Origin of the sequence: Bacillus sp. BK450 (assembly GCF_004364885.1) — a bacterium.
In the GTDB taxonomy this organism is placed as follows: Bacteria; Bacillota; Bacilli; order Bacillales; family Bacillaceae; genus Bacillus; species Bacillus safensis.
The window spans coordinates 105,812-129,149 of record NZ_SOBQ01000005.1 but is presented as its reverse complement, the minus strand read 5'-3'; the positions used below and the strand labels follow the sequence as shown (position 1 = coordinate 129,149).

10 protein-coding genes are annotated in these 23,338 nt (G+C 43.1%); 4 read left to right on the top strand and 6 right to left on the bottom strand.

Going from position 1 to position 23,338, the window contains the following annotated elements:
- Positions 1–128 precede the first annotated feature (128 nt).
- Positions 129–974, top strand: a complete 846-nt coding sequence (locus EV579_RS16150) for a TetR/AcrR family transcriptional regulator (protein ID WP_122631741.1) — start codon at positions 129–131, stop codon at positions 972–974.
- A gap of 180 nt (positions 975–1,154) precedes the next feature.
- Here the strand turns inward: EV579_RS16150 and gatB are convergent, their stop codons facing one another.
- Genes gatB through gatC form a run of 3 tightly spaced genes read right to left on the bottom strand, consistent with a single transcriptional unit; the run spans position 1,155 to position 4,361 of the window.
- Positions 1,155–2,585 carry an Asp-tRNA(Asn)/Glu-tRNA(Gln) amidotransferase subunit GatB gene (gene gatB, locus EV579_RS16145; RefSeq protein WP_024426678.1) on the bottom strand — a complete coding sequence of 477 codons (1,431 nt, stop codon included), beginning with the start codon at positions 2,583–2,585 and terminating at the stop codon, positions 1,155–1,157.
- Positions 2,586–2,598: 13 nt separating this feature from the next.
- A complete protein-coding gene (gene gatA / locus EV579_RS16140; protein WP_024424550.1) occupies positions 2,599–4,056 on the bottom strand; it encodes an Asp-tRNA(Asn)/Glu-tRNA(Gln) amidotransferase subunit GatA in 1,458 nt (485 codons plus the stop codon).
- A gap of 14 nt (positions 4,057–4,070) precedes the next feature.
- Positions 4,071–4,361, bottom strand: a complete 291-nt coding sequence (gene gatC / locus EV579_RS16135; protein ID WP_024424549.1) for an Asp-tRNA(Asn)/Glu-tRNA(Gln) amidotransferase subunit GatC — start codon at positions 4,359–4,361, stop codon at positions 4,071–4,073.
- 422 nt (positions 4,362–4,783) lie between these two features.
- Between gatC and putP the strand changes: the two genes are divergently transcribed.
- The 3 genes from putP (at position 4,784) to EV579_RS16120 (ending at position 8,644) form a co-directional block, all read left to right on the top strand.
- Positions 4,784–6,265, top strand: a complete 1,482-nt coding sequence (gene putP / locus EV579_RS16130; protein WP_133744834.1) for a sodium/proline symporter PutP — start codon at positions 4,784–4,786, stop codon at positions 6,263–6,265.
- A gap of 167 nt (positions 6,266–6,432) precedes the next feature.
- The gene (locus tag EV579_RS16125) at positions 6,433–7,125 is read left to right on the top strand and encodes an MgtC/SapB family protein (protein WP_024424547.1); all 693 of its coding nucleotides are present in this window, start codon (positions 6,433–6,435) and stop codon (positions 7,123–7,125) included.
- Positions 7,126–7,237: 112 nt separating this feature from the next.
- On the top strand, positions 7,238–8,644 hold the full coding sequence (locus tag EV579_RS16120; RefSeq protein WP_024424546.1) for an alkaline phosphatase: 1,407 nt from the start codon (positions 7,238–7,240) through the stop codon (positions 8,642–8,644).
- 40 nt (positions 8,645–8,684) lie between these two features.
- Here the strand turns inward: EV579_RS16120 and EV579_RS16115 are convergent, their stop codons facing one another.
- From EV579_RS16115 to EV579_RS16105, 3 genes are read right to left on the bottom strand one after another with little or no spacing between them, the layout of a single operon-like run.
- Entirely contained in the window at positions 8,685–9,692 is a 1,008-nt protein-coding gene (locus EV579_RS16115; protein WP_056767571.1) for a phosphotransferase enzyme family protein, read from the bottom strand.
- Complete coding sequence (locus EV579_RS16110; protein WP_133744833.1) at positions 9,685–16,095, bottom strand: type I polyketide synthase; 6,411 nt, start codon at positions 16,093–16,095, stop codon at positions 9,685–9,687. Before EV579_RS16110 ends, EV579_RS16115 begins: the two co-directional genes overlap by 8 nt.
- The gene (locus tag EV579_RS16105; RefSeq protein ID WP_166644709.1) at positions 16,088–23,320 is read right to left on the bottom strand and encodes a type I polyketide synthase; all 7,233 of its coding nucleotides are present in this window, start codon (positions 23,318–23,320) and stop codon (positions 16,088–16,090) included. The genes EV579_RS16110 and EV579_RS16105 overlap by 8 nt, the downstream gene beginning before the upstream one ends.
- Positions 23,321–23,338 lie beyond the last annotated feature (18 nt).

The following is a 23,338-nucleotide window of genomic DNA, read 5'->3' as shown; positions in this document are numbered from 1 at the left end:
ATCCTCCATTTTCCTTTATGTATTGACTGACTGGTCATTCTATATCATAATAAACGGTGATATACAATGCCGTCAACCATTTCACTTGCGTTTGACGTAACATTCTAAAGCTGAAGGGGCCTTATTTCATGAACGAAAAAAAAGAAAAAATCATTAAAGCAAGCATCCAATTGTTTGCGAAAAAGGGTTTTTCTTCTACGACCATTCAGGAAATTGCAGATGAATGCGGAATATCAAAAGGCGCATTTTATTTACATTTCAAATCAAAAGAACAGCTTTTCAACCGAGCGTTTGAATATTATATCGACACTTCGATGCAAACTATCGAAATGATTCGAAAAGAGAATCAGCATCTCGCGCCAAGAGAGATCTTTCAGAAACAAATCGCTGAACAGTTCCAGCATTTTGCTGAGAACAAGGATTTTATCATTCTGATCCTCAGCGAGAACATTATTCCAGAAAACCAGCAGATTAAAAAGTATTCAAAAACTGTGAAAAAGCAAATGAACGATGAAATTCAAATTTCCATCTTGACCACTTATGGACAGGAGATCGAACCATATGTAACTGACCTGTCAGTCATGATCCAAGGAATTATCCAATCATATGTGCAGGTTCTGCTTTTACAGGATCAAATGCAATTATCATTTGATGAGCTCTCATCCTTTATACTCGAACGGTTTGATGATCTGGTCCACGGCTTGCTTCGTTCTCAGACGAAGCCGATTTTGAAGCAAACCATTTGGGATGATGAAGCGCCGAGTGCTGCTTCCCTTCAAGAGGAGCTTCGTTCGTTAAAGCTTGAGCATCTGCTTTCAGATGATACCGTTGTATCCATTGAAGTGATTGAAGAAGAGCTGGCAAAAGCTGAACCTCGTAAGCCAGTCATCAAAGGGATGCTGACGAATTTAGAAAAGTGTGTGGACCCTGCTGTTCTTAGAGCAGTTGAGCAATTGAAGCTGTTTCTTCAGTAACATGACGTGCTGTTTTCGATTTAGCTCACCTTTTCCCCTTCGAATGTGCACTTTCGCTTATGCTTCATTATAAGAAAAGATTCTCTAAATTGATATACGGCGGTGGTCTGAATCTATGATAAGACCCTGTCATTTCAAGCAAAAAAAAACCGCCTATTACATAAGGCGGTTTTTTGCGATTTAGCGCTTTTTGATTTCTTCAAGGAGAATCTTGTTCACCATCGGCGGGTTAGCTTGGCCCTTCGATGCTTTCATGATTTGTCCGACTAAGAAGCCAATCGCGCGGTCTTTACCATTTTTAAAGTCTTCAATGGATTGCGGGTTGTTATCAAGTGCTTCTGTAACGAGTTTAAGCAGCGCACCTTCGTCAGAAATTTGAACAAGTCCTTTTTCTTTGACGATTGTTTCTGCATCTCCCCCATTTTCAATGAGCTCTTTGAATACCTTTTTCGCAATCTTAGAGGAAATCGTTCCTTTTTCAATGAGCTTGATCATGCCAGCAAGCCCTTGCGGTGTTAGCTTTGTATCGTTCAGCTCTTTTTGAGCAGAGTTTAAGTAAGCAGACACTTCACCCATGAGCCAGTTCGATGCTTGCTTCGCTTCTGCACCTTCTGAAATGGTCGCTTCAAAGAAATCAGACATTTCTTTCGTCAGCGTGAGTACCATTGCATCGTATGCAGGCAGTCCAAGCTCATCGATATAGCGTTTGCGGCGCTCGTCTGGAAGCTCTGGAATCGATGCTCTTACGCGTTCTTTCCACTCGTCATCAATGTACAGTTCCACCAAATCTGGTTCTGGGAAGTAGCGGTAATCATCAGATCCCTCTTTGACACGCATCAGGATCGTCTTTTTAGACGCTTCGTCATAACGGCGGGTTTCCTGTTCGATCAAGCCGCCAGAAAGCAATACTTGCTCTTGACGCTTCTCTTCGAATTCAAGGCCTTTTTGTACGAAAGCGAATGAGTTCAAGTTTTTGAGCTCTGTCTTTGTACCAAACTCTTCACGGCCGATTGGGCGAAGAGAAATATTGGCATCACAGCGAAGTGAGCCTTCTTCCATCTTACAGTCAGAAACGCCTGTATATTGAATAATAGATTTTAATTTTTCTAAGTAAGCATACGCTTCTTCTGGCGTGCGAATGTCTGGCTCAGATACGATTTCAACTAGCGGTGTTCCTTGACGGTTGAAATCGACGAGTGAGTAACCGTCGCCTGTGTGCGTCAGTTTCCCAGCATCCTCTTCCAAATGAAGACGCGTAATACCGATTCGTTTTGTTTTGCCTTCTACTTCAATTTCAATCCAGCCGTTTTCACCGATCGGTTTATCAAATTGAGAAATTTGATACGCCTTTGGGTTATCAGGATAGAAGTAGTTTTTACGGTCAAATTTTGTATCTGTTGCGATTTCACAGTTCAGCGCCATGGCCGCTTTCATCGCAAAGTTCACCGCTTCTTTGTTCAGTACAGGCAATACGCCAGGATATCCAAGGTCGATGACACTTGTTTGCGTGTTGGCAGCTGCACCAAAAGGTGTCGGCGAGCTTGAGAAAATTTTCGATTGTGTTTTTAGCTCTACGTGGACTTCAAGTCCAATTACCGTTTCAAAGTTCATTCTGATTCACCCCTTACAGTTCAGGTTTTGCTTTATGATGATCTGTTGCTTGCTCAAAAGCGTGAGCCACGCGGTACACTGTTCCTTCGTCAAAGTGCTTGCCGATGATTTGCAGTCCTAACGGAAGGCCATTTGCAAATCCACAAGGCACACTGATTCCTGGAACGCCTGCAAGGTTAACAGGGATCGTTAAAATATCGTTTGCATACATGGTTAGCGGGTCGCTTGTCTTTTCACCAATGTTAAATGCAGGAGTTGGTGTTGTTGGTCCTACAATGACATCATACTTTTCGAAAACATCTTCAAAGTCTTTTTTGATCAATGTACGGACTTTTTGTGCTTTTTTATAGTACGCATCGTAATATCCTGAGCTTAGCGCGAATGTACCAAGCATGATGCGGCGCTTCACTTCATCTCCAAAGCCTTCAGAACGAGTATTTTTGTATAAATCAATCAGGTTGTCTGCATTATCTGTACGGTAGCCATAGCGGATGCCGTCAAAACGTGCAAGGTTTGCAGATGCTTCTGAAGAAGACAGTAAGTAGTAAGTCGCAAGCGCATATTTAGAATGCGGAAGAGACACTTCTTCCCACGAAGCACCAAGTCCTTCTAATACTTTTAACGCTTGAAGAACAGATTCTTTTGCTTCCTCGCCAACGCCTTCGCCAAGGTATTCTTTCGGCACAGCAATTTTCAAGCCTTTGATGTCGCCAGTTAATGAAGAAAGAAAATCTGGGACATCGACATTTGCACTTGTTGCGTCCATTTGATCGACACCTGCAATCGCTTGAAGAACATATGCGTTGTCTTCTACATTACGTGTAATCGGACCAATTTGGTCTAATGATGAAGCAAATGCGATTAATCCGTATCTGGATACACGGCCATATGTCGGCTTAAGACCGACAACCCCGCAGAAAGATGCCGGCTGACGAATAGAACCGCCTGTATCTGAACCAAGTGAGAACGGCACTTCACCTGCTGCAACAGAAGCTGCTGATCCACCGCTTGATCCGCCTGGAACAGTGTTTAAATTCCACGGGTTTTTCGTCGCTTTGTAGCCTGAGTTCTCCGTAGAAGATCCCATTGCGAATTCGTCCATATTTAATTTACCAATTGTGACTGCTTCAGCGTCTCTTAGGCGGTTCACAACGGTTGCATCATAAATTGGATCAAAGTTTTGCAGGATTTTACTTGAAGCTGTAGTACGCAAATCCTTTGTAACAATGTTATCTTTCACACCGATCGGCATACCGAACAATAGGCCAAGCTCGTCCTTTTCACCAACTGCCTCGTCCAATTCCTTTGCATACGCACGTGCTTTCTCTTCGTCCAGTGCAAGGAATGCTTGTACTTTTCCGTCTACTTCATTGATTCGTTTATAAGACTCGTCCACTAAATCAGAAACAGACAGTTCCTTTTTATGTAAAAGCTCTTTTAATTCAGAAATTTTGTGATCAAACAGTGACATGTCTCGGGCCTCCTTTAGTCCAAAATTGATGGCACACGAATATAGCCGTCTTTATGATCAGGCGCGTTTTTGACGACTGCCTCAATGGAAAGACCTTTATTCGGAACATCTTCTCTCATGACGTTTTTCATTTTTAATACGTGTGTAGTAGGTTCAACGTTTTCCGTATCTACCTCGTTTAACTGCTCTGCAAATGAAATGATGCTATCAAGCTGTTCTGTAAACATCTCAGCTTCTTCTTCTGTAATCGCAAGCCTTGCTAAATGGGCAACGTGCTTGACTTCTTCTATTGAAATTCTTGACATGCAGGTTCACCTCCAAAAATGATGCGTACTCGTGGTCATGATCATAAGTCATATACACTTTATCATATCAAATTTTACTGTTCTAAAGCAACTTTACGCAGGTGCCGTGAAAGGTTCGTTCTCTTGAAAACCTCTTTTTATCAAACCAATAAAGGAAATATTCATCAGGCGACTTTTATTTTTCAGAAAATTTTTACTTTTGTTTATTTTTGTAATCGCTTACATATTGATTCTTATCATCGATCGGTACATTTTTTCTTCAAAATGAAGAGGTTTAGGCAGGTTGATCACTTGGGAATACTCTGTTAGGTTAAGTAACCATAGCAGTGAGCGGGACAGTCAAGCAAAAAAGCTGCCTTCGCACTTCTGTATATTTTGATTGAGGTGATGTCAAATTAATACGAAAAAGGTGAGAACACAAAATGAGTATTGAAGTTACAATTTCCTTATCTATTTATTTTATCGGGATGCTTGCCATTGGTTGGTATGCATTCAGGAAAACACATGATTTAAATGATTATATGCTTGGCGGACGCGGGCTTGGCCCATTCGTTACAGCCCTTTCAGCAGGTGCTGCGGACATGAGCGGATGGATGCTGATGGGTGTGCCAGGTGAAATGTATAAAACAGGTTTATCGACAGCCTGGCTTGCGATTGGTTTAATCGTTGGTGCTTACTTGAACTACCTCATTCTTGCACCTCGTTTACGTTCTTATACAGAGATTGCGGATGATGCGATTACGATTCCTGATTTCTTTGATAAACGCTTCAAAGGTTCATCTGCTTTATTAAAAGCTGTTTCAGCCGTCATCATTTTAATTTTCTTTACGCTGTATACATCGTCTGGGATGGTATCAGGCGGACGTTTATTTGAGTCTGCATTCGGTGCTCACTACATGTTTGGACTGATTTTGACGTCAAGTATTGTCATTTTGTATACATTGTTCGGCGGATTTTTGGCAGTGAGCTTAACGGACTTTGTCCAAGGAGCTATCATGTTTTTAGCATTAGTGCTCGTGCCGATCGTTGCCTTTACACAATTAGGCGGACCTGTTGCTACATTCCAAGATATTCAACAGATTGACCCTAAATTGCTTGATATTTTTAGAGGAACGAGCGTCATTGGCATTATTTCCTTCCTTGCTTGGGGACTAGGTTACTTTGGACAGCCGCATATTATTGTGCGCTTTATGGCCATTACGTCCGTTAAAGATTTAAAACCAGCACGCCGAATCGGAATGAGCTGGATGATTATTTCAGTGATTGGATCACTGTCTGTCGGTTTAGTGGGTGTTGCCTATGTTCATGAAACGAGTATGAACCTGGCTGACCCTGAAACCATCTTTATCGTATTTTCTAAAGTATTGTTCCATCCATATATCACTGGATTTTTACTTTCTGCCATTTTAGCTGCGATTATGAGTTCAATTTCGTCTCAGCTGCTTGTCACAGCAAGTGCGATGACAGAGGATTTATACAGAACGTTCTTTAGAAAAACAGCATCAGACAAAGAGCTCGTCATGATTGGCCGGATGTCTGTACTCGTTGTCGCTGTGATTGCTCTCTGCCTTTCACTTAACCCAAGTGACACCATTCTTGACCTTGTCGGTTATGCGTGGGCAGGATTTGGTTCTTCGTTCGGTCCAGTCATCTTGCTTTGCCTATACTGGAAACGAATGAATCATCACGGTGCCCTAGTTGGAATGATCGTTGGTGCAGTTGTGGTTCTGACATGGATTACAACAGGCCTCAACCATGCCACAGGTATTTATGAAATGATTCCAGGCTTTACGCTTAGTGGATTAGCTGCCATTATTGTGAGCTTATTGACAAGTAAGCCGTCAAAAGCATCAAAACAGCTTTTCAACAAAATGGAAGATCATCTTGAAGAAGAAACAAAATAAAGAATTGAAGAGTCATCTGCCCTATGCGGATGACTCTCTTTTTAAATAAAATAAAAAGCTTTTCTTTCTTCAGAAACTGAATAAAATAAGAGTTGAGCAGCCATATGGGCTGTGAGAAGATCATATACATGTTGTGAAACGTACATGAAGTGAAAGGAGCGATATGCATGTTTTGGACAATTGAATGGGATACAGTCTTAAAATTAGCCGTGGCCACCTTAATCGGTCTGATTATCGGGCTTGAACGGGAGCTGAAGAAAAAGCCCCTCGGCTTAAAAACGTGTATTGTCATTGCTGTCAGCTCCTGCGTCTTAACCATCATCAGCATTGATGCAGCCTACAATTTCCCTCGAGTCTCTAAGCTTCAAATGGACCCACTCAGGTTACCGGCGCAAATTATATCTGGTGTTGGTTTTATTGGAGCAGGTGTAATTCTTCGAAAAAGCAATGATGTCATCTCAGGTCTCACGACTTCTGCGATGATCTGGGGAGCAGCAGGGCTTGGGGTTGCAACAGGTGCAGGGTTTTATAAAGAAGCCTTCCTCAGTCTTTTCTTTATTCTCATTAGTGTCGAATTCCTGCCATGGCTCTTCCAGCGGATCGGACCGATTCGCCTGCAGGAAAAAGAAATCCGCATCAGAATGTCTCTTTCTGACCGAAACCGCATGACCGATATTTTAAAAGAAATGAAAGCCCTCAATATCCGCATTCATTCTGTACGAATTGATGATTTAAAAGAAAAGGACTATCCGATCATGGAAGTACGCGTACGTGTGCATAAAGACCGCTATACAACCGATGTGTACTTTGATATTAAAGATCTAGAAGGCGTCGTTGGCGTGAAGTGTGATACGGTATAAAAGGTGATGAGACAAAAGGCTCATCACCTTTTTTATGGGATAAGGGGTTGAACCATTTTGAACATTCAAATAAAATACAAATTATGAAATAAATGATAAAAGGAGATTTTTCATGGGCTCTATGGATCGTAAAAAACGTATATTTTTTTTCAGCGGAATTCTAGCAGTACTCTTATTAGCTGTCCTTTTCACCTCACATTATGTCACTCCCGTATCAACGAATGCAGCAGACAAGAAACAAACGAAAACACCAAAAAATATTATTTTTATCGTTGGTGATGGAATGGGGATGCCCATGATCAAAGCCTACCGTACATTCAAGCAGGAAAAGCATGCTTCTGTAAAAGGAAAAACCGTCTGGGACCCTTATTTAGTCGGGATGCAGACCACACATCCAGATGATCCTCGAGATAATATTACTGACTCAGCTGCCGCAGCAACAGCCATGGCGACTGGAAAAAAGACATACAATGATGCCATCGCCGTCAATCATGAAAAACAACCTCTTAGAAGTGTCGTTGAAGCAGCGAAGGAAGCAAAAATGAAAACAGCCTTTGTTGTCTCATCTGACATCACCGATGCAACACCTGCCGCTTTTGGTACACATAACGTCTCCCGAAAAAATAAAGAACAAATTGCAGACCACTTTTTTGATGAGAAAATAGGAGGAGAGCACAAAGTTGATATCCTTCTAGGTGGCGGAATGCAATATTTTGACCGAAAAGACCGTAATCTAGTTCAAGAATTTAAGAAGAGCGGGTATTCCATTCTGCGATCAAAAGATGATCTAACCTCTCAATCATCTTCGAAAATGCTCGGCTTATTCCAGGAGGACGAGCTGGATCGAGCCATCGACCGTCCGAAGCATGTGCCTAAGTTAAAAGACATGACGCAGGCAGCACTCACCCAATTGAATCAAGATAATCAGCATGGTTTTTTCATGCTACTTGAAGGCAGTACCATTGATTCTGCAGGACATGAAAATGATGTGGTTGGCGCAATGAGTGAGATGGAGGATTTTGAGAAAGCAGTTCAAACAGCTCTCCAGTTCGCGAAAAAAGATCAAGAAACACTTGTCGTCATCACGGCAGACCATGCGACTGGCGGTTTTTCGTTTGGCACAGATGGGATGACAAGTGAGACTGGCTACAAATGGGACCCAGTGCCCATCTTAGCTGCTAAGAAAACACCTGTTTATATGGCTAAGAAAATCGCAGACGGACAATCTGTACGTGATGTCCTTCAGACCTATATTGAAGTTTCTCTCACAGAAGGTGAAATATCACAGGTAGAAAAAGCAGCACAGTCAGGAAAGGCCAGTACGATCCAACTCAGCATTCAACATATTTTCGATCAGCGTTCTTTCTCAGGCTGGACAACCTTTGCCCATACAGGTGAGGATGTCCCTGTCTATGCATACGGACCTGGAAAAACAGCCTTCCAGGGCTGGATCGATAATACAAAGCAAGGAAAGAACCTGTTTCAAATCATTGAATCACCATCCACCTATCGTCCATAAAAACAATCCCCGCCTCATCATATAGGCGGGGATGTTTATTTTAAGATTGACTTAGCTTTGTAAAGTCAAACGTCGTTATAGGTGCTGCTTCTTCAATGTCGGAACGGAAGCCGGCGAGCATCGCCTTTTCTTCTTCTCCGATGTCAGCTAAATCAAATGCTTGATGCAGCAAGCCATAGATCAGCATGTGACGTAAACGTAGGAAATCAGGAATATAGGCAAGCCACTCATCTCCAAGTTCATTCTCTTCACGATAGCCTTTAAGGAACTGTTTCATAAAGTTTCCTGCAAAAGCAGCTTTGTCTTCGTATGGAATTACTGGGTACCACAAGACATTGTATAGCAAAATACTAATGTCATTCATAAACCAGTTGTACCCAATATCATCGAAATCGAAGGTCGTAATTTTCCCTTGATCCCAGTGGAAGTTTCCGTGATGAAGATCCGCATGAACCAATCCGTACGTATCTTGATTTTTCGGAAGCTTTGCCAGCTTTTCCATCAACCGATCCGCTTGTTCGAAAACAAGGGTCTGATCTGCCGGTACATATTTACGCAGTTTCAGCTGCTCCTCTTCATCCCACTCTTGTCTTTTATAACGCGGGTCTGACAAATGATAGCTTTTTGTCAGTTTGTGCATGCGACCTGTGTACTGTCCAAGGGCATAAAATAATTCATCGTTCCAGTCCGCCTCTTCGACTTTACGACCTGGTGCTTTTTCATAGACTCGAAGCAGAAATGCGCCGCCCTGCCCATCGTCTACTTGCTCGATATCACGGCCATTTAATGAAGCAATTGGTTTCGCAACGGAAAGTCCGCCCTTCGCTAAGTGATGCAGCCATTCCATTTCACCTAAAATATAATTAGGTGATCTGCGGATGGTATGAGTAATTTTTAAAATGAAAGACTCTCCATCTTTTTTTAGTTCATACACATAGTTTTCTGCATCTGCGATAAAGTGGATATCACTTCGCTTGACCCCGTATAAATGAGTAGCCTCATCTAAAATTTTTGATTCTTCATATATGGCTTTTACATCTTTATGCATGCTGATTCTCCCTCTTCATATATTTTGCTAATTCGCGAATAGTGTGTTTTTCAGCAAAATTCAAATCATCAACATACCAACCCTTCTTTTCAATCTCTACTTCCATTTTGATAGCAAGTAAAGAATTTCCTCCTAAATCGAAAAAGTCGTTGTCAATTCCTACTTTTTCCACATGAAGAATGTCACACCAAACGTCTAAAAGTAATGCCTCACGTTCATTGGTTGGCTGTGCATAAAGTCCTTGATCCTGTGTAAATTTTGTCGTTAATAATGAACGTAGACTATCTTCATCATGTACCTCAAGGGCTTTTACATAACCGCTATGCAGCGTTTGATCTGTTTGAACCGTTTCCCATGTAAAACCTTTAGAAGCGAGATGACTTGCTGCCTCCATCTTGTGATCCTCTTTTTCTTCAGTCGAGTGCTGAGGAGGTGACAGGTGACCGGCTATTTGAATGTGATCACTCAATGAACCGATTTCCCCCACTTTTATACGATACGTTTGCTGCCCCTCGATCTCCTGGATCTGGTGCTCTTCCATAAATGACTTGAATAGTTCATTACGTCCGGTCGATACAAACGTAAATTCAATGGAAGAAAGCTGGTGCTGACGGCTGTATTCGGCGAGCCATGTCAGACATTTTTGCTCAATCCCTTTCCCTAGAGCACGGCAGCTTAGCATCCATGCATCAATTTTCAACGTGTCGTCTGCATGATGAGCCAAGATCGCTCCTACAATCCCTTCATGACTGAAGCGATCTGCTGCCTCAATGAGCCAGCCCTGAACATGCTCATTTTCCATCCGCTCTCTCAGCTGCTGTTCATCAAAGTGCTGATCATTTAAGCGGAATTGGTTAATACGGCTGCTCATTTGTGCCACACGCGCAAGGTGCTGCTCTCCCCACTCTGTTATACTCATGTGCAAGTTCAAATCTTGTAAAAATTGTTCCATTGACGGCGACTCTGCTTTCTCTTTTTGACGAGCTTTTTCAGCCTTGTAGCTCATGGTTCGCCCTCTATCCTCATCCGTCACATCATAACGGTCAAAAGCCCAAGCATGCTCAACAAATAATGGAATGGCTTTTTCATTGGCAGGTAAGAGCAATGTCATCACTTCTGGCAGCTCTTCATTCATTCGCAAGCACTGAGCTGGGTCATCATCTAAGAAAATAAACTGAGATAATGAAAGGTTCAGTGAATCTGCCATTTCTTTTAGATGTCCCGGTTTACTTTCCCAATTGATCCGCCAGTCGACAATATCGTCTTTTTGTAAGACCATATCTGGGTGGTTTTCAAACACACGCCACACATCTTCTTCATTATTTCTGCTGCTTAGCACAAGCAGCATTCCCTCTTGTTGTTTTTGCTTTAAGAAGCGCTGAAGTATTTGATGTTCTGGCGTAATGTCGATGCCTTCCACACCGTCTTCTGAAACAATACCTCTCCACAGCGTATGATCACAATCAATGGCCACTACCTTAAATGGTGCACCTTTCCATGCCACAATCTCTCGCGCGACTTTTGTACCGATGGCACCGCAAAAGACTTCAGTGAATGGGAGATGTGCGGCTTGCTCTCCTTTTTCATCAAAAATGTCATCGAGCTGATATTGCTGAGCAAGCTGACGACAGTCGATCAACTGAACACCGCCTATCTTAGATAACTGAGCAATCCACTCTTGTTCCACGTCCTGCAACGTGTCCCTAAGAGCCGCACTTATCGGCAGAATACCAACAAAATATAGGTTATGTTTTGTTTTTGATTTCAGAACGTTTACAAGTTCTTCTGCATGCTCTGAAGCCAGTTTTTTCTTTTCATCCAGTGAGAGATGGGCTGGACCAGCGATATCCTCTAGACGAATGAGGAGAAGATTTGCACCGTTTTTCTTCTGTGAGATAAGGCTGCGCTCATTTAACAGCTCCTGATACACCTGCCCATACGGTGCAAACTGAATATCGAACTGCACATCAAACTGCTTGGTCCAATACTGAATGTAAGGAGCAACTGGATCTGCTGTAAATGTCGAGCTGATTGTGAGCACAAGTGGTTCTTTTTTCTCTGCACGATCTCTTTTCTCTTTTGCTGCTTGTTCTTCTTCCTGTGAAAGCACAGCGAAATCCTTGAGCAGTTGATCTGGTGTTTGAACAGCTTGTTCGATCAAGTGCTGGAAGTGCTTGACGAAAGCTTGCATCGTCTCATGTTTAAACAGAGCAAGGTTGTATTGAAGAACGCACTTTAACTCACCCGTTACCTCTCTGACAACATCCATTTTCATATCGAGTTTGGAAATTCCCTTTGCAAACTCATGCGTTTCAAAGGTCAGTCCATCAGCTTCAATTTTAATATTCGGATCGTATTCATTGTGATAGATAAGCATCGTATCAAAGAATGGATTGCGATGCGGCCTTGTTTTTGGATTCAAATGCTCGACCATTTGGTCAAACGGGTATTCTTGATGGTCGTACGCATCGAGTAGTACTTGTTTTGTCTGTACCAATTGTTCTATAAAGGATGCTTCTTGTGCCATGTCTAGTTTGATTGGCAGGAAGTTCGTAAACATCCCGATCGTATGCTCAATATCTGCATGACGTCTTCCAGCCACAAGAGAACCGACAATCAGTTCTTGCTGATCGGCATAACGTGAGAGCAGCAGGCCATAAAGCTGGAACAAGATGACGTTATTGGTCAGCTGATATCGTTCAGCGAGCTGTTCAATTTTCTCAACGATGTGCGGTTCAATATTAAATTTGATCGCTCTTCCCAAAAAGGATTGTTCCTTTCGTTCAAAATCATATGGCATTGTTAAAGTCGGAACATTTGAGCCCATTTGCTCCTTCCAATAATCCTGCTGCTTTTGAAACATCTCGCTGCGGAAATATTTGTCTTGCCACACTGCATAATCTTTATATTGCACAGTAAGTTCCGGCAAGGTTTCCCCGCGATAGAGCTCAGTAAATTCTTTAATAAAGATGTTCATGCTCGCTCCATCAGCGACAATATTATGCATATCAACTAATAAAAGATGATCATCTTCTACAATTTTCACAAAACGCACACGAATCAATGGTGCAGCCTTTAAGTCAAATGGACGAATGAATTCATCGATTTGTGCTTCTAATTCTTGTTCATCAGCCTCAGTCATTTCAACAGCAAATTGAAAATCATCATGGACGCGCTGAACAGGTTCTCCATCCTTTAACTCAAAGGTCGTTCGCAAGGTTTCATGACGATCAATCAATTGCTTAAAGGTCTGTTCAAAGCGCTCGACGTCGATTTCACCTTTACATCTCAGAGCCATTGGCATGTTATATGAAGTCACTTGACCAATACGCTGATGAATGAGGAATGTTCGTCTTTGAGCGGCGGATAATGGGTACGTGTCTTTCTGTTCCACCTGTTCAATTTTGAAATATTGATGCTTCTCTGCCTTTTCAATGAATGCTTGGAGCTTGTCGATCGTCGGATTGTTGAACATATCTGTGAGCGTTAGTTCTACACCAAACTCTTTGTGAATTTGAGAAATAAGACCGGTCGCATTTAACGAATGTCCTCCAAGCTCAAAGAAGTGATCGTCTCTTCCCACCTTTTCAATTCCTAAAATATCTTTCCACATCCGCTGTAATGTTGCTTCTATACCATTCGCCTCAGTGGATTGATATTGATTGCTTTCTTCGATTTCCTGCCCTTTGTTTTCCTTCGGCACGACCATTTGCACACCTGAAGACGAGGATAACGCAGCTGTATCTACCTTTTCAATCCAATATCTTTGTCGTTCAAACGGATAAGTTGGCAGGGATACTTTTTGATTCGATTTCTGATTTCGTAATTTTGTCCAGTCCACAGGCACTCCTTGAAGCCAGATGTCACCCAATCTTCCTAGCAGGTAGCGGTCATCTGCTGCCTCTTCTTTCGGGTGACGCATCAATGGAATCGGCTGCTGATGGTGATCCTTTGAGACTTGACGAATAAAGGCGCTTAACGTATTCCCCGGTCCAACTTCAATAAAAATGGGATCAAGCTCCGTTAATAATGTCTCTGCTCCATCACGGAAACGAACTGCTTGCCGCAAGTGATCAGCCCAGTATGCTGGATCTTGCACTGCTTCATGTTCAATCCACGTACCTGTGACGTTAGAAATATACGGGATAGATGGCGCATTCAATTGATACTCAGCTACCTTTTCTTTGAATGATGGCAGGATATCATCCATCATTTTAGAGTGGAAGGCATGAGAGGTGTGAAGCTTTCTGCACCCATGTCCAGCTGCCTCCAGCTTCTCAGCGAGTGCATCAATAGATGTCGTCTCACCAGACACCACACATAACTCAGGTCCATTTACTGCCGCAAGTGAAAGGTCATCCGTCAAATATGACAGCACTTTCTGTTCACTCAAAGGTACGCTCAGCATAGAGCCTTTTGGAAGCTGGCTAATCAGCTGTCCGCGATAACAGACGAGATCTACGGCATCTTCAACAGACAGTAAACCAGATACGGCAGCAGCAGTGTATTCTCCAATACTGTGACCGATCATCGCCTGCGGTTTGATGCCAAAATGCATCAGCAATTTAGCCAAAGCGTATTCCATACTAAACAGAAGCGGCTGTGTATATTCGGTTTGGTTAATCAATTGAGGATCATCACTTGCTTCTGTTGAGAATAAAATGCTGAACGGGTCAACTGAGACATGCTGTTTGAATTGATTCAAGCATTGATCCAGCGCTTCCTTAAAAACTGGATACTTGTCATAAAGCTGACGCCCCATGTCTACATACTGAGATCCTTGGCCTGGGAAAAGAAAGACGATTGGCCGGCTCGATGTTTGAGAGCTTGCCGTCTTGACCACCTCTTTTGACCTTTGATTCAGCGCCTGTAATATGTCAGCTGTATCACTTCCAAGAATGACACGTTTATGCGGGAAATGATGGCGCCCTGTTTGCAGCGTATAGGCGACATCACTTAAACGAATATGCTGCTGATGCTGAAGTAAATAGTCAGCAAGGCGATCCGTCATTTTTTCAAGGGCTGCCGGTGTTTTCGCAGATAATAAAAGAAGTTCACTATCTTCTGTGCGATCTGCTGGGACACGTGCAGCAGGTGCTTCTTCTAAAATGACATGAGCGTTTGTTCCACCAATCCCAAATGAGCTTACACCTGCCCTGCGAGGAGATGCCTGCTCGCTCCATGGTGTCAAATCCGTATTTACAACGAATGGAGAATCAGCAAATTCAATTTTTTCATTCGGTGTTTCAAAATGAATCGTTGGCGGAATCACTTGATGCTTTAAGCTTAATACGGTTTTAATAAAGCCAGCGACACCTGATGCATCATTCAAATGACCAACATTTGATTTGACAGAACCAATGCGGCAAAAGCCTTTTTTATCTGTATCAAACGCTTGCTTGAGTGCTTCAATTTCAATCGGATCTCCTAGTGTTGTTCCGGTTCCATGTGCTTCAATATAAGAAATGGATTCAGGTTCAACCTCGGCCATTCGAAGTGCTGTCTTAATAGCTGATACTTGGCCTTTCGTACTCGGTGCCGTATACCCTACTTTTCTATTTCCATCATTATTAATAGAAGATCCTTTAATGACAGCATAAATGTGATCGCCGTCTTCAATTGCATCCTCTAAATTTTTTAAAATAACAGCTCCTGCACCATCTCCAAAAACGGTTCCATCTGCTTTATTATCAAAAACGCGGCAGTGACCGTCGGAAGAATGGATCATTCCTTCTTGATATAGATAACCCGATTTTTGCGGCAGGCGAATGGACACACCGCCTGCAACAGCCATATGACAGTCTCCGCTTAATAAAGCCTGAACAGCTAAATGAATCGACACCATCGAGGTCGAGCAGGCGGTTTGCACCACCATACTCGGTCCTTTTAGATTTAATTTATACGAAATCATCGTCGCCAAATAGTCACGCATATTTAGAACAGCAGCTTCCAGCGTTTTTGAATCCTCACCTTGAGCTGCCCCTTGAAGTGCTCTCATGACCCATTCTGTATTGATTCCTGCACCTGTATAAAGACCGATTTGCCCTTTATATTCAAACGGATCATACCCAGCATCTTCAAGTGCCGTCCAAACACATTCATGAAACAGTCTGAACTGCGGATCCATCATAGCCGCTTCCTTTGGAGTATAGTCAAAGAAATCCGCATCAAATAAATCGACATCGTCAAGCATCCCTTTTGCTTTGACAAAACGAGGGTTTTTCAATAAGGCTTCATCTGTACCTTCACTTCGTAATTCTTCCTCTGTAAAAAAGGAGATTGTTTCTTTTCCCTTTTTCAGATTCTCCCAGTATTCATCTACGTTTTTGGCACCTGGAAAACGACCTGCAAGACCGATAACAGCAATTTCTGCGCCATGATAGTGATTCGTTGTATCATTCATTCTCGATTCCGCCTCTCAATCTTTTATTCCGTTGCTGTTTAAAACGAGCTCTTCGATCACCTGATGTGACGACGGCTAGTTCTTCTTCCATCGTATCTTCCTTCGATTCCTCAGAAGGCTGAATATATTTTGCAAGCTCTGCGACAGATGGGTACGTAAACAAGGTCACCACTGCTTCATTTGTTTGAAGTGCTTGATTTAACCGATTGGTCACTTGAACAATATCCAGCGAGCTTGCACCTAAATCAAAGAAGTTGTCGTGAATGCCCACTTGCTCCATGCCCATAAAATCCTGCCACACTTGACAGATCACTTTTTCAGTTTCATTTCGAGGAGCCACATACGGATTGCCCAGCTCTGGTCTTTCGTGCTTAGACACTTCATATGAATCCGCACTCGCTACAGCCTTCGATTCTAATGACAGCCATTGATCTATCCGTTCTTCAAGATTTCCTGTGGACACGAGCATGTGACGATTCTGTCGGTTAGACAGAACATATTGGAACAGCTCAGCACCCTCTTCTGGTAAAATCGCAAGCTCATTAATCGATTCACCAATTGTGGATTCTAGCTCACCCCAGAAATTCCACGCATCCCAGTTCACACACATCCATGGGGTTTGACTATTTTGATTGAGTCTAGCTGCAAATGCGTCCATATATAAGTTAGCTGCTGAGTAAGCAGAGAATCCTAAGCCTCCGAGCAGTGCACTTATGGATGAAAAGAGGAGACAAAAATCCGCTTGTTCTTGCTCCAGCAGCTGCTCTAGCACATCGAGCCCTTTCACTTTTGATTGGAATTGATCCTCTCCCTGCGCCAGTGTAGATGGGATATCTTTAATGGCTCGGAAGGATGTACTTCCTGGTAATCCTGCCGCATGGAACACACCATCAACGCCGCCATGCTTTTTGCGAATGATTTCAAAAACATGTTTCATCTGCTTAAGATCTCCTGCATTCGCCTGCACCGCTTCTACTGTTGCACCTAATCGTTCAAGCTCGAGTACCTTCTTAATTCTCGTACGCTGCGCTTCATCGGCATTCTCTTGTTGAACATATGACGCCCATTCATCTCTTGGCGGCAATGCCGTTCTTCCTGTTAAATAAAGATGAACATTTCCTTCTTTCGCCAGCATCTTTGATAGAACAAATCCAATGCCGCCTAAACCACCCGTGATGAGATACACACCATTTGACCTGATCAGTTTCGGAAGTCCATCTTCTTTTTGCAGCGGTAAACGTTTGTAGCTCTGCACCCAGCGTTGACGATTGCGATACGCTACAAGCTGGTCTTTTCCAGGCTGCATAATTTCCTGCCCAATAAGATCGACAAGCTCCTGTTCCTTCCAAGTCATAACATCCGGCACATCTTCCACATCGATATTCCAGCATTTAATGTGATGGTATTCCTGTGAAATGACTTTAACCGGCCCAAGCATTGCGCTTTTCTCTGCACATATCATCTCATTCCCTGTAACTGGCTGAATTCCGCTAGTGACAGTAAACAAACGGCATTCTCGAATATTTTTTTGTGCAGCAATCGCTTGAGATAAGAAAATTAAGCTGTAATAGCCCTTTTCAATGTGCGTCTGAAAGGCAGCTTGGCGATTCAAGCTGTCCTCTTCTTTCGCAGATTCCCATAAATGCAGAATCCGATTGATATTGATACCTTTATTAGACAATGAATCTAGCATGTTTCTGTAGTGCTTACCTTCTGCCGGATTGATCGTAAACGCCTGCTCCAGCTCTTGATAGACCTCACCCTTTGTGACAAAAATGACCTTGATTCCTTGTTGTTTGAATGATTGTGCAAACAGTTCATGAAAGGCATCCTGTTCCTTGAAAATGAGCCACGTTTGCTCTTCTGGTTCTTTTTCGAAAACTGGTTTTAGCGGCTGCTGCTCCCATGAAGGCAGATAGAACCATTCTTCCATCTCTTTTTTCTTCGTTTCCTTAGGAACGGACAGCTGCGGAGAAGCGGGCTTTCCTGCTTCAATCCAATATCGTTTTCGTTCGAATGGATATGTGGGAAGCGATACAAGCTGTCGTTCCTCTTGAGTTGGACGCGGCTGCGTTTTGACCTCATAACCGCCTGCCCATAGCTCTCCTATACGTTTTAAGAAATACGCATGGTCATCCGCTTGTTCCCTTGCATGCCTCACCATATTTAGGACATCATGATGAGACTCTTTGTTTTCATGACGTTTCGCTAATGCCGTCAAGCTGTTTCCAGGTCCGACCTCAATGAGAGCTCGTACTTCATCGGTTAACAGCTGTGATAAACCTTCATGAAAACGAACGGTTCCACGCAGATGGTTGGTCCAATAAGATGCTGTCATCACCTCTTCATTTGTCGCCCAAGTGCCTGTCACATTTGATATGAACGGGATCGTCGGCTCATGCAGTTCTATTTTCTCTACGAATTGTTGAAACGCCTCAAGCATCGGCTCCATCATATAGGAATGAAAAGCATGAGAAGTATGGAGCTGTCTTGTCACAATTCCTTTGTCCTGTAATTTCTTTTCAAAAGCGGTGATATGCTCTTCTTTACCAGAAACGACACAAAGGTCTTTTGCATTGACTGCAGCAATCGAAAGCGATTCATCGATGATTGAATTCAGCTCCGCCTCGGGTAATTGCACACTAAGCATGGCGCCTTTTTCCATTCCTTGCATCAATCTGCCTCTTGCCATTACGAGTGTTAATGCTGACTCCAGAGAAAAGACCCCTGACAAGCAAGCGGCAACATATTCTCCGATACTGTGCCCAATCATTGACTCTGGCTCAACACCGCTATGCTGAAGTAATTTTGCTAATGCGTACTCAAATATAAAGAGCAGCGGCTGAGCATTTGACGTTTTTGTGATGTCTTCATTCGTTTCATCCTCTGGAAAAACAATGCCTTTTAAATCAACATGCTCCGTCTCCATTACATATTTGAAGCATCTATCCACTTCCCATTTGAAGACTGGTTCTGCATCGTATAATTCGCGCATCATGCCAGCATATTGAGCACCTTGACCTGAAAACATAAAGGTAGCTTTACGCCATTTTTTGCTTCGGAACACACTCGTTTCAAGCTGTTTCTGCTGCAGCCATTCATCAGCAGACGCAAGCACGATCGCTTTTCGATATGGAAATTGCTTTCTGCCATAACGCAATGTATAAGCAATATCTTCAAGCGGAACTTGAGGATGCTGTATCACATACTGCTTTAATTGATCTGTCATTTTCGCTAAAGCGGTATCCGTTTTTGCAGATAAAACGAGCAGCTGCTTTTGCTTAGAAGCTGACTTTTGCTTTGCCTGTATGCCTTCTTCTATGATCATATGGGCATTTGTCCCGCCGATACCGAAGGAACTAATCCCCGCTCTTCTCGGCTTATCTGATTCCTTCCAATACAGCGCCTTTTGATTCACATAAAACGGTGTATCTTTAAAAGGAATCTCCTGATTGGGTGATTCATAATGAATGGTTGGCGGGATCGTTTTGTGCTGAATAGCCAAAATGGCTTTAAACAGACCTGCAATCCCTGCCGCACTATTTAAATGTCCGACATTACTTTTAACTGAACCGATTGGGATTGTCAGCGGCTCTGTTCCTTTGAACACTTGGCTAAGGGCGGATACTTCAATTGGATCTCCCATTTTTGTCCCCGTACCATGCGCTTCTAAATAACCGATAGACGCGGGATCTATACCTGATTTTTCATACGTTTCTTTTAATACCTCTGCCTGCCCTTCCACACTCGGAGCGGTAAAACCAGCTTTTCGGCTGCCATCATTGTTCACGCCAACCCCTTTGATCACCGCATGAATCGGGTTGCCATCTCTTATCGCATCTTCATAACGTTTTAACAGAACGATCCCCGCTCCATCTCCGAAAATGGTTCCGCTCGCCTCTTGGTCAAACGGACGGCAATGGCCATCTTTTGATTGAATCATTCCATCTTGATAAATATAGCCGATATTTTCTGGAGAACTGACCGTCACACCTCCTGCCAGCGCTGCATCACATTCTTGATTCAATAATGCTTGACAGGCCATGCCAATGTTGACAAGTGAGGTCGAACAAGCTGTCTGCATCGTCACACTAGGCCCGTGTAGATTCAATTTATAAGAAAGCTGCGTACTAAAGAACTCACGATCATTTAACAGCATTGCGCTGAATTGCTCGGTTGCTTCCATTTGATGTGCAAAGCGTGTCAGCCATTCATGATTTGGGCTTGTTCCTGTATAAACTCCAATTTTCCCTGCCATTCTATCAGGGTCACAGCCAGCATCCTCCAGCGCTTCCCAAGCACATTCATGCAAGAGCCTGAATTGTGGATCCATTAGCTCTGCCTCTCTAGCAGAATAGTTGAAGAAATCTGCATCAAAACCTTCAATTTCTTGTAAACGTCCTTTTGCTCCAATGAAATTCGGATGTTGATAGACTGACGCATCCAGCCCTGCTTTCTTGAGTTCTTCTTCTGTGAAAAAGTGAATCATTTCCTCGCCATTCACAAGACGCTGCCAAAAGTCTTCTAGCGATGAAGCCCCTGGGAATCTTCCTGCCATTCCGACAATCGCAATATCTGGATTTTCCTGTGATGTATTTCTTTTTGGGAAAGAAGCTGGTGTTTGCTCACATTCCGTTTGTTCTTTAAATAAGTATTCAGAAAGACTTGCAACTGTAGCAAACCGATACAATTGAACAGTGTCAATTTGTTGATCCATTCGCTCAGAGATTTTTGCTGCAAGCTGAGATATATCAAGTGATGTCGCACCAAATTCAAAAAATGGCGAGTCATCATCCATTTGATCAAATCCAAAATGAGTTTGAACAATGGTGTGAATATCTTTTTGTAAAGAGGCGAGTGTAGGAAAGTCACGCTTCACAGCCTTCGGCTTTTGTGGTTCAATAGCTGCCATCGTTTTTGTTTGTACAGAGAAATCTGTTTTATGAAATGGATAGCCTGGAAGCGGAATGCGCTTCCTATTCTTCTCCTCTGTTAAAGGAAAAGCTAAGTCGACCCCCATTTCCCAAAGAACACCTGCGACTTGCATCAGGTCTCCATCAAGTGGTTCGGTTGTTTTTTCTGCTCCCTTTTCAACCACAATTCCTTGTTTCTTTGAAAGATCAATCATCAAGGCTGTTGATTCTTGCTTGAACAAAGGCGATTTTACAGGCTGTTCTATATCAAGGAAACGCATTGCAGACGATGGATCGAAAGCAGCTAGTTCCTCCCCTGTCTGCGCAATGTAAACAGGCTGTTGGAGTGTCTTCTGAGGCAATGCAGCCAGCTTTTGATTGATCATCTGGTTGTCATGAAGGCGGTATACAATAGATGCCGCCTCTGTTAGCTCAAGCCCACTTGCTGCACATAAAGCTGTCCACACCCCGCTGCCCTCTCCAATCCATACGTCTGGTTCAATTCCGAGTGATCTTAGCTGGCTGGCAAAAGCCAATGTCATGATCAGCATAGCTACTTCTGGTTGACCGTTTTGTTTGAAATGGAACAGATCGTCTTTTTTAATAGGTATCACGGATTGGACGAGGCTCATTAAACGATCCACTTCTGTTTTAAATGAAAGATCTTTCTCATACAGCTTGATGTAATCACGTAATCCTTCTTCATGAAAACCAGTCAGCCTCATGTTTATCCGCTTAAAAAGAAGACTTTCTCTGCCTGGCGTCTCTTCGTTTAGCACATGCAGCTGTTCTAATAATTCATCACGTGTGGAACAGACAAGCGTTTTTCGATATTTGAAGGCTTTTCTTCCCCTTTGTAAGGTATAAGCTGCTTGACCAAGTGAGAGTTCATGATGTGAGGAGACATATTCCTTCAAGTTTTTTGTCATGTTCTTCAAATCATGCGTTGATCTGGCTGACAGCACGATTAATTCTTTGGTTGAGGTCGTGCTGTTTGCTTCTCTCGGCTTTGCCTCTTCTAAGATGACATGGGCATTTGCTCCCCCTATACCAAAGGCACTGACTCCAGCTCTCCTTGGCAAATGAGACGTCTTCCACTCCTCTTTATCTGTTCCAACATAAAATGGCGTTTGATCAAATGGAATACGGTGATTCGGCTTCTCAAAGTGCGGCATTGGAGCAAATTGTCGATGATGCAGCATCATGACTGTTTTGATAAAACCAGCGACACCGCTGGCGGCATCTAAATGCCCAATATTGGCTTTGACTGACCCAAGTCGGCAAAAGCCTTTTTGCTCTGTTTGAAAAGCACGAGTAAGTGCCTCAATCTCAATCGGATCTCCAACAGGCGTACCTGTTCCATGTGCTTCGATATATGAAATTGTCTCTGGCTCTGTTTCGGCCATTTCTAAAGCAGATTCAATGACACTTGCCTGTCCACTGACACTTGGGGCTGTATAGCCGACTTTGTTGCTTCCATCATTGTTCGTTGCAGATCCTTTTACAACAGCATAAATAAAATCTCCGTCTTCTATCGCATCTTTTAGCCGTTTTAGTGCAACAACGCCTGCACCTTCCCCAAAAATGGTCCCTTTTGCTTTTTCATCAAACGGACGGCAATGTCCATCAGGGGAATAAATCATTCCTTCTTGGTATTGATATCCTGTGATCTGCGGCTGATGGAGTGTGACGCCCCCCGCTAGTGCAAGGTCACATTCGCCGCCGATTAATCCTTGGCAGGCCATATGGATAGCAACAAGCGACGTGGAGCAAGCCGTTTGCACTGATACACTTGGTCCTTTTAGATTTAATTTATAGGCAACCCGGGAAGCGAAGGACGGGTCATTGAGATGCATGATTTGAAACACATCTTCATTCTTTTCAAGAGACGACATATGCTGCCCCATCCACGATAAATTGCTAGATGCCCCGGCATAAAGGCCAATTAACCCTTCGTATTGCTCAGGCTCATAGCCAGCGTCCTCTAGCGCATGCCACGTGCATTCGTGCATCAATCGAATTTGCGGGTCCATAATGGATGCCTCTCGCGGAGAGTAGCCAAAAAAGTCTGCATCAAAAGAAGATGCATTTTCTAAATATGGCTTCGCCTTCACATAATCAGACCGTTTTAACAGTGTCTCATCTACACCCGCTGCCTTTAATTCTTCATCAGTGAAAAACGTAACGGATTCTTTCCCTTGCGATATATTTTCCCAAAACGATTGGACATTCGGTGCTCCGGGAAACGTACCTGCTAATCCTACGACTGCAATTTCAAGTCCAGATTCGATCCATTGCTCTTGATCAGACATACGCTGCATTTCTCCCAT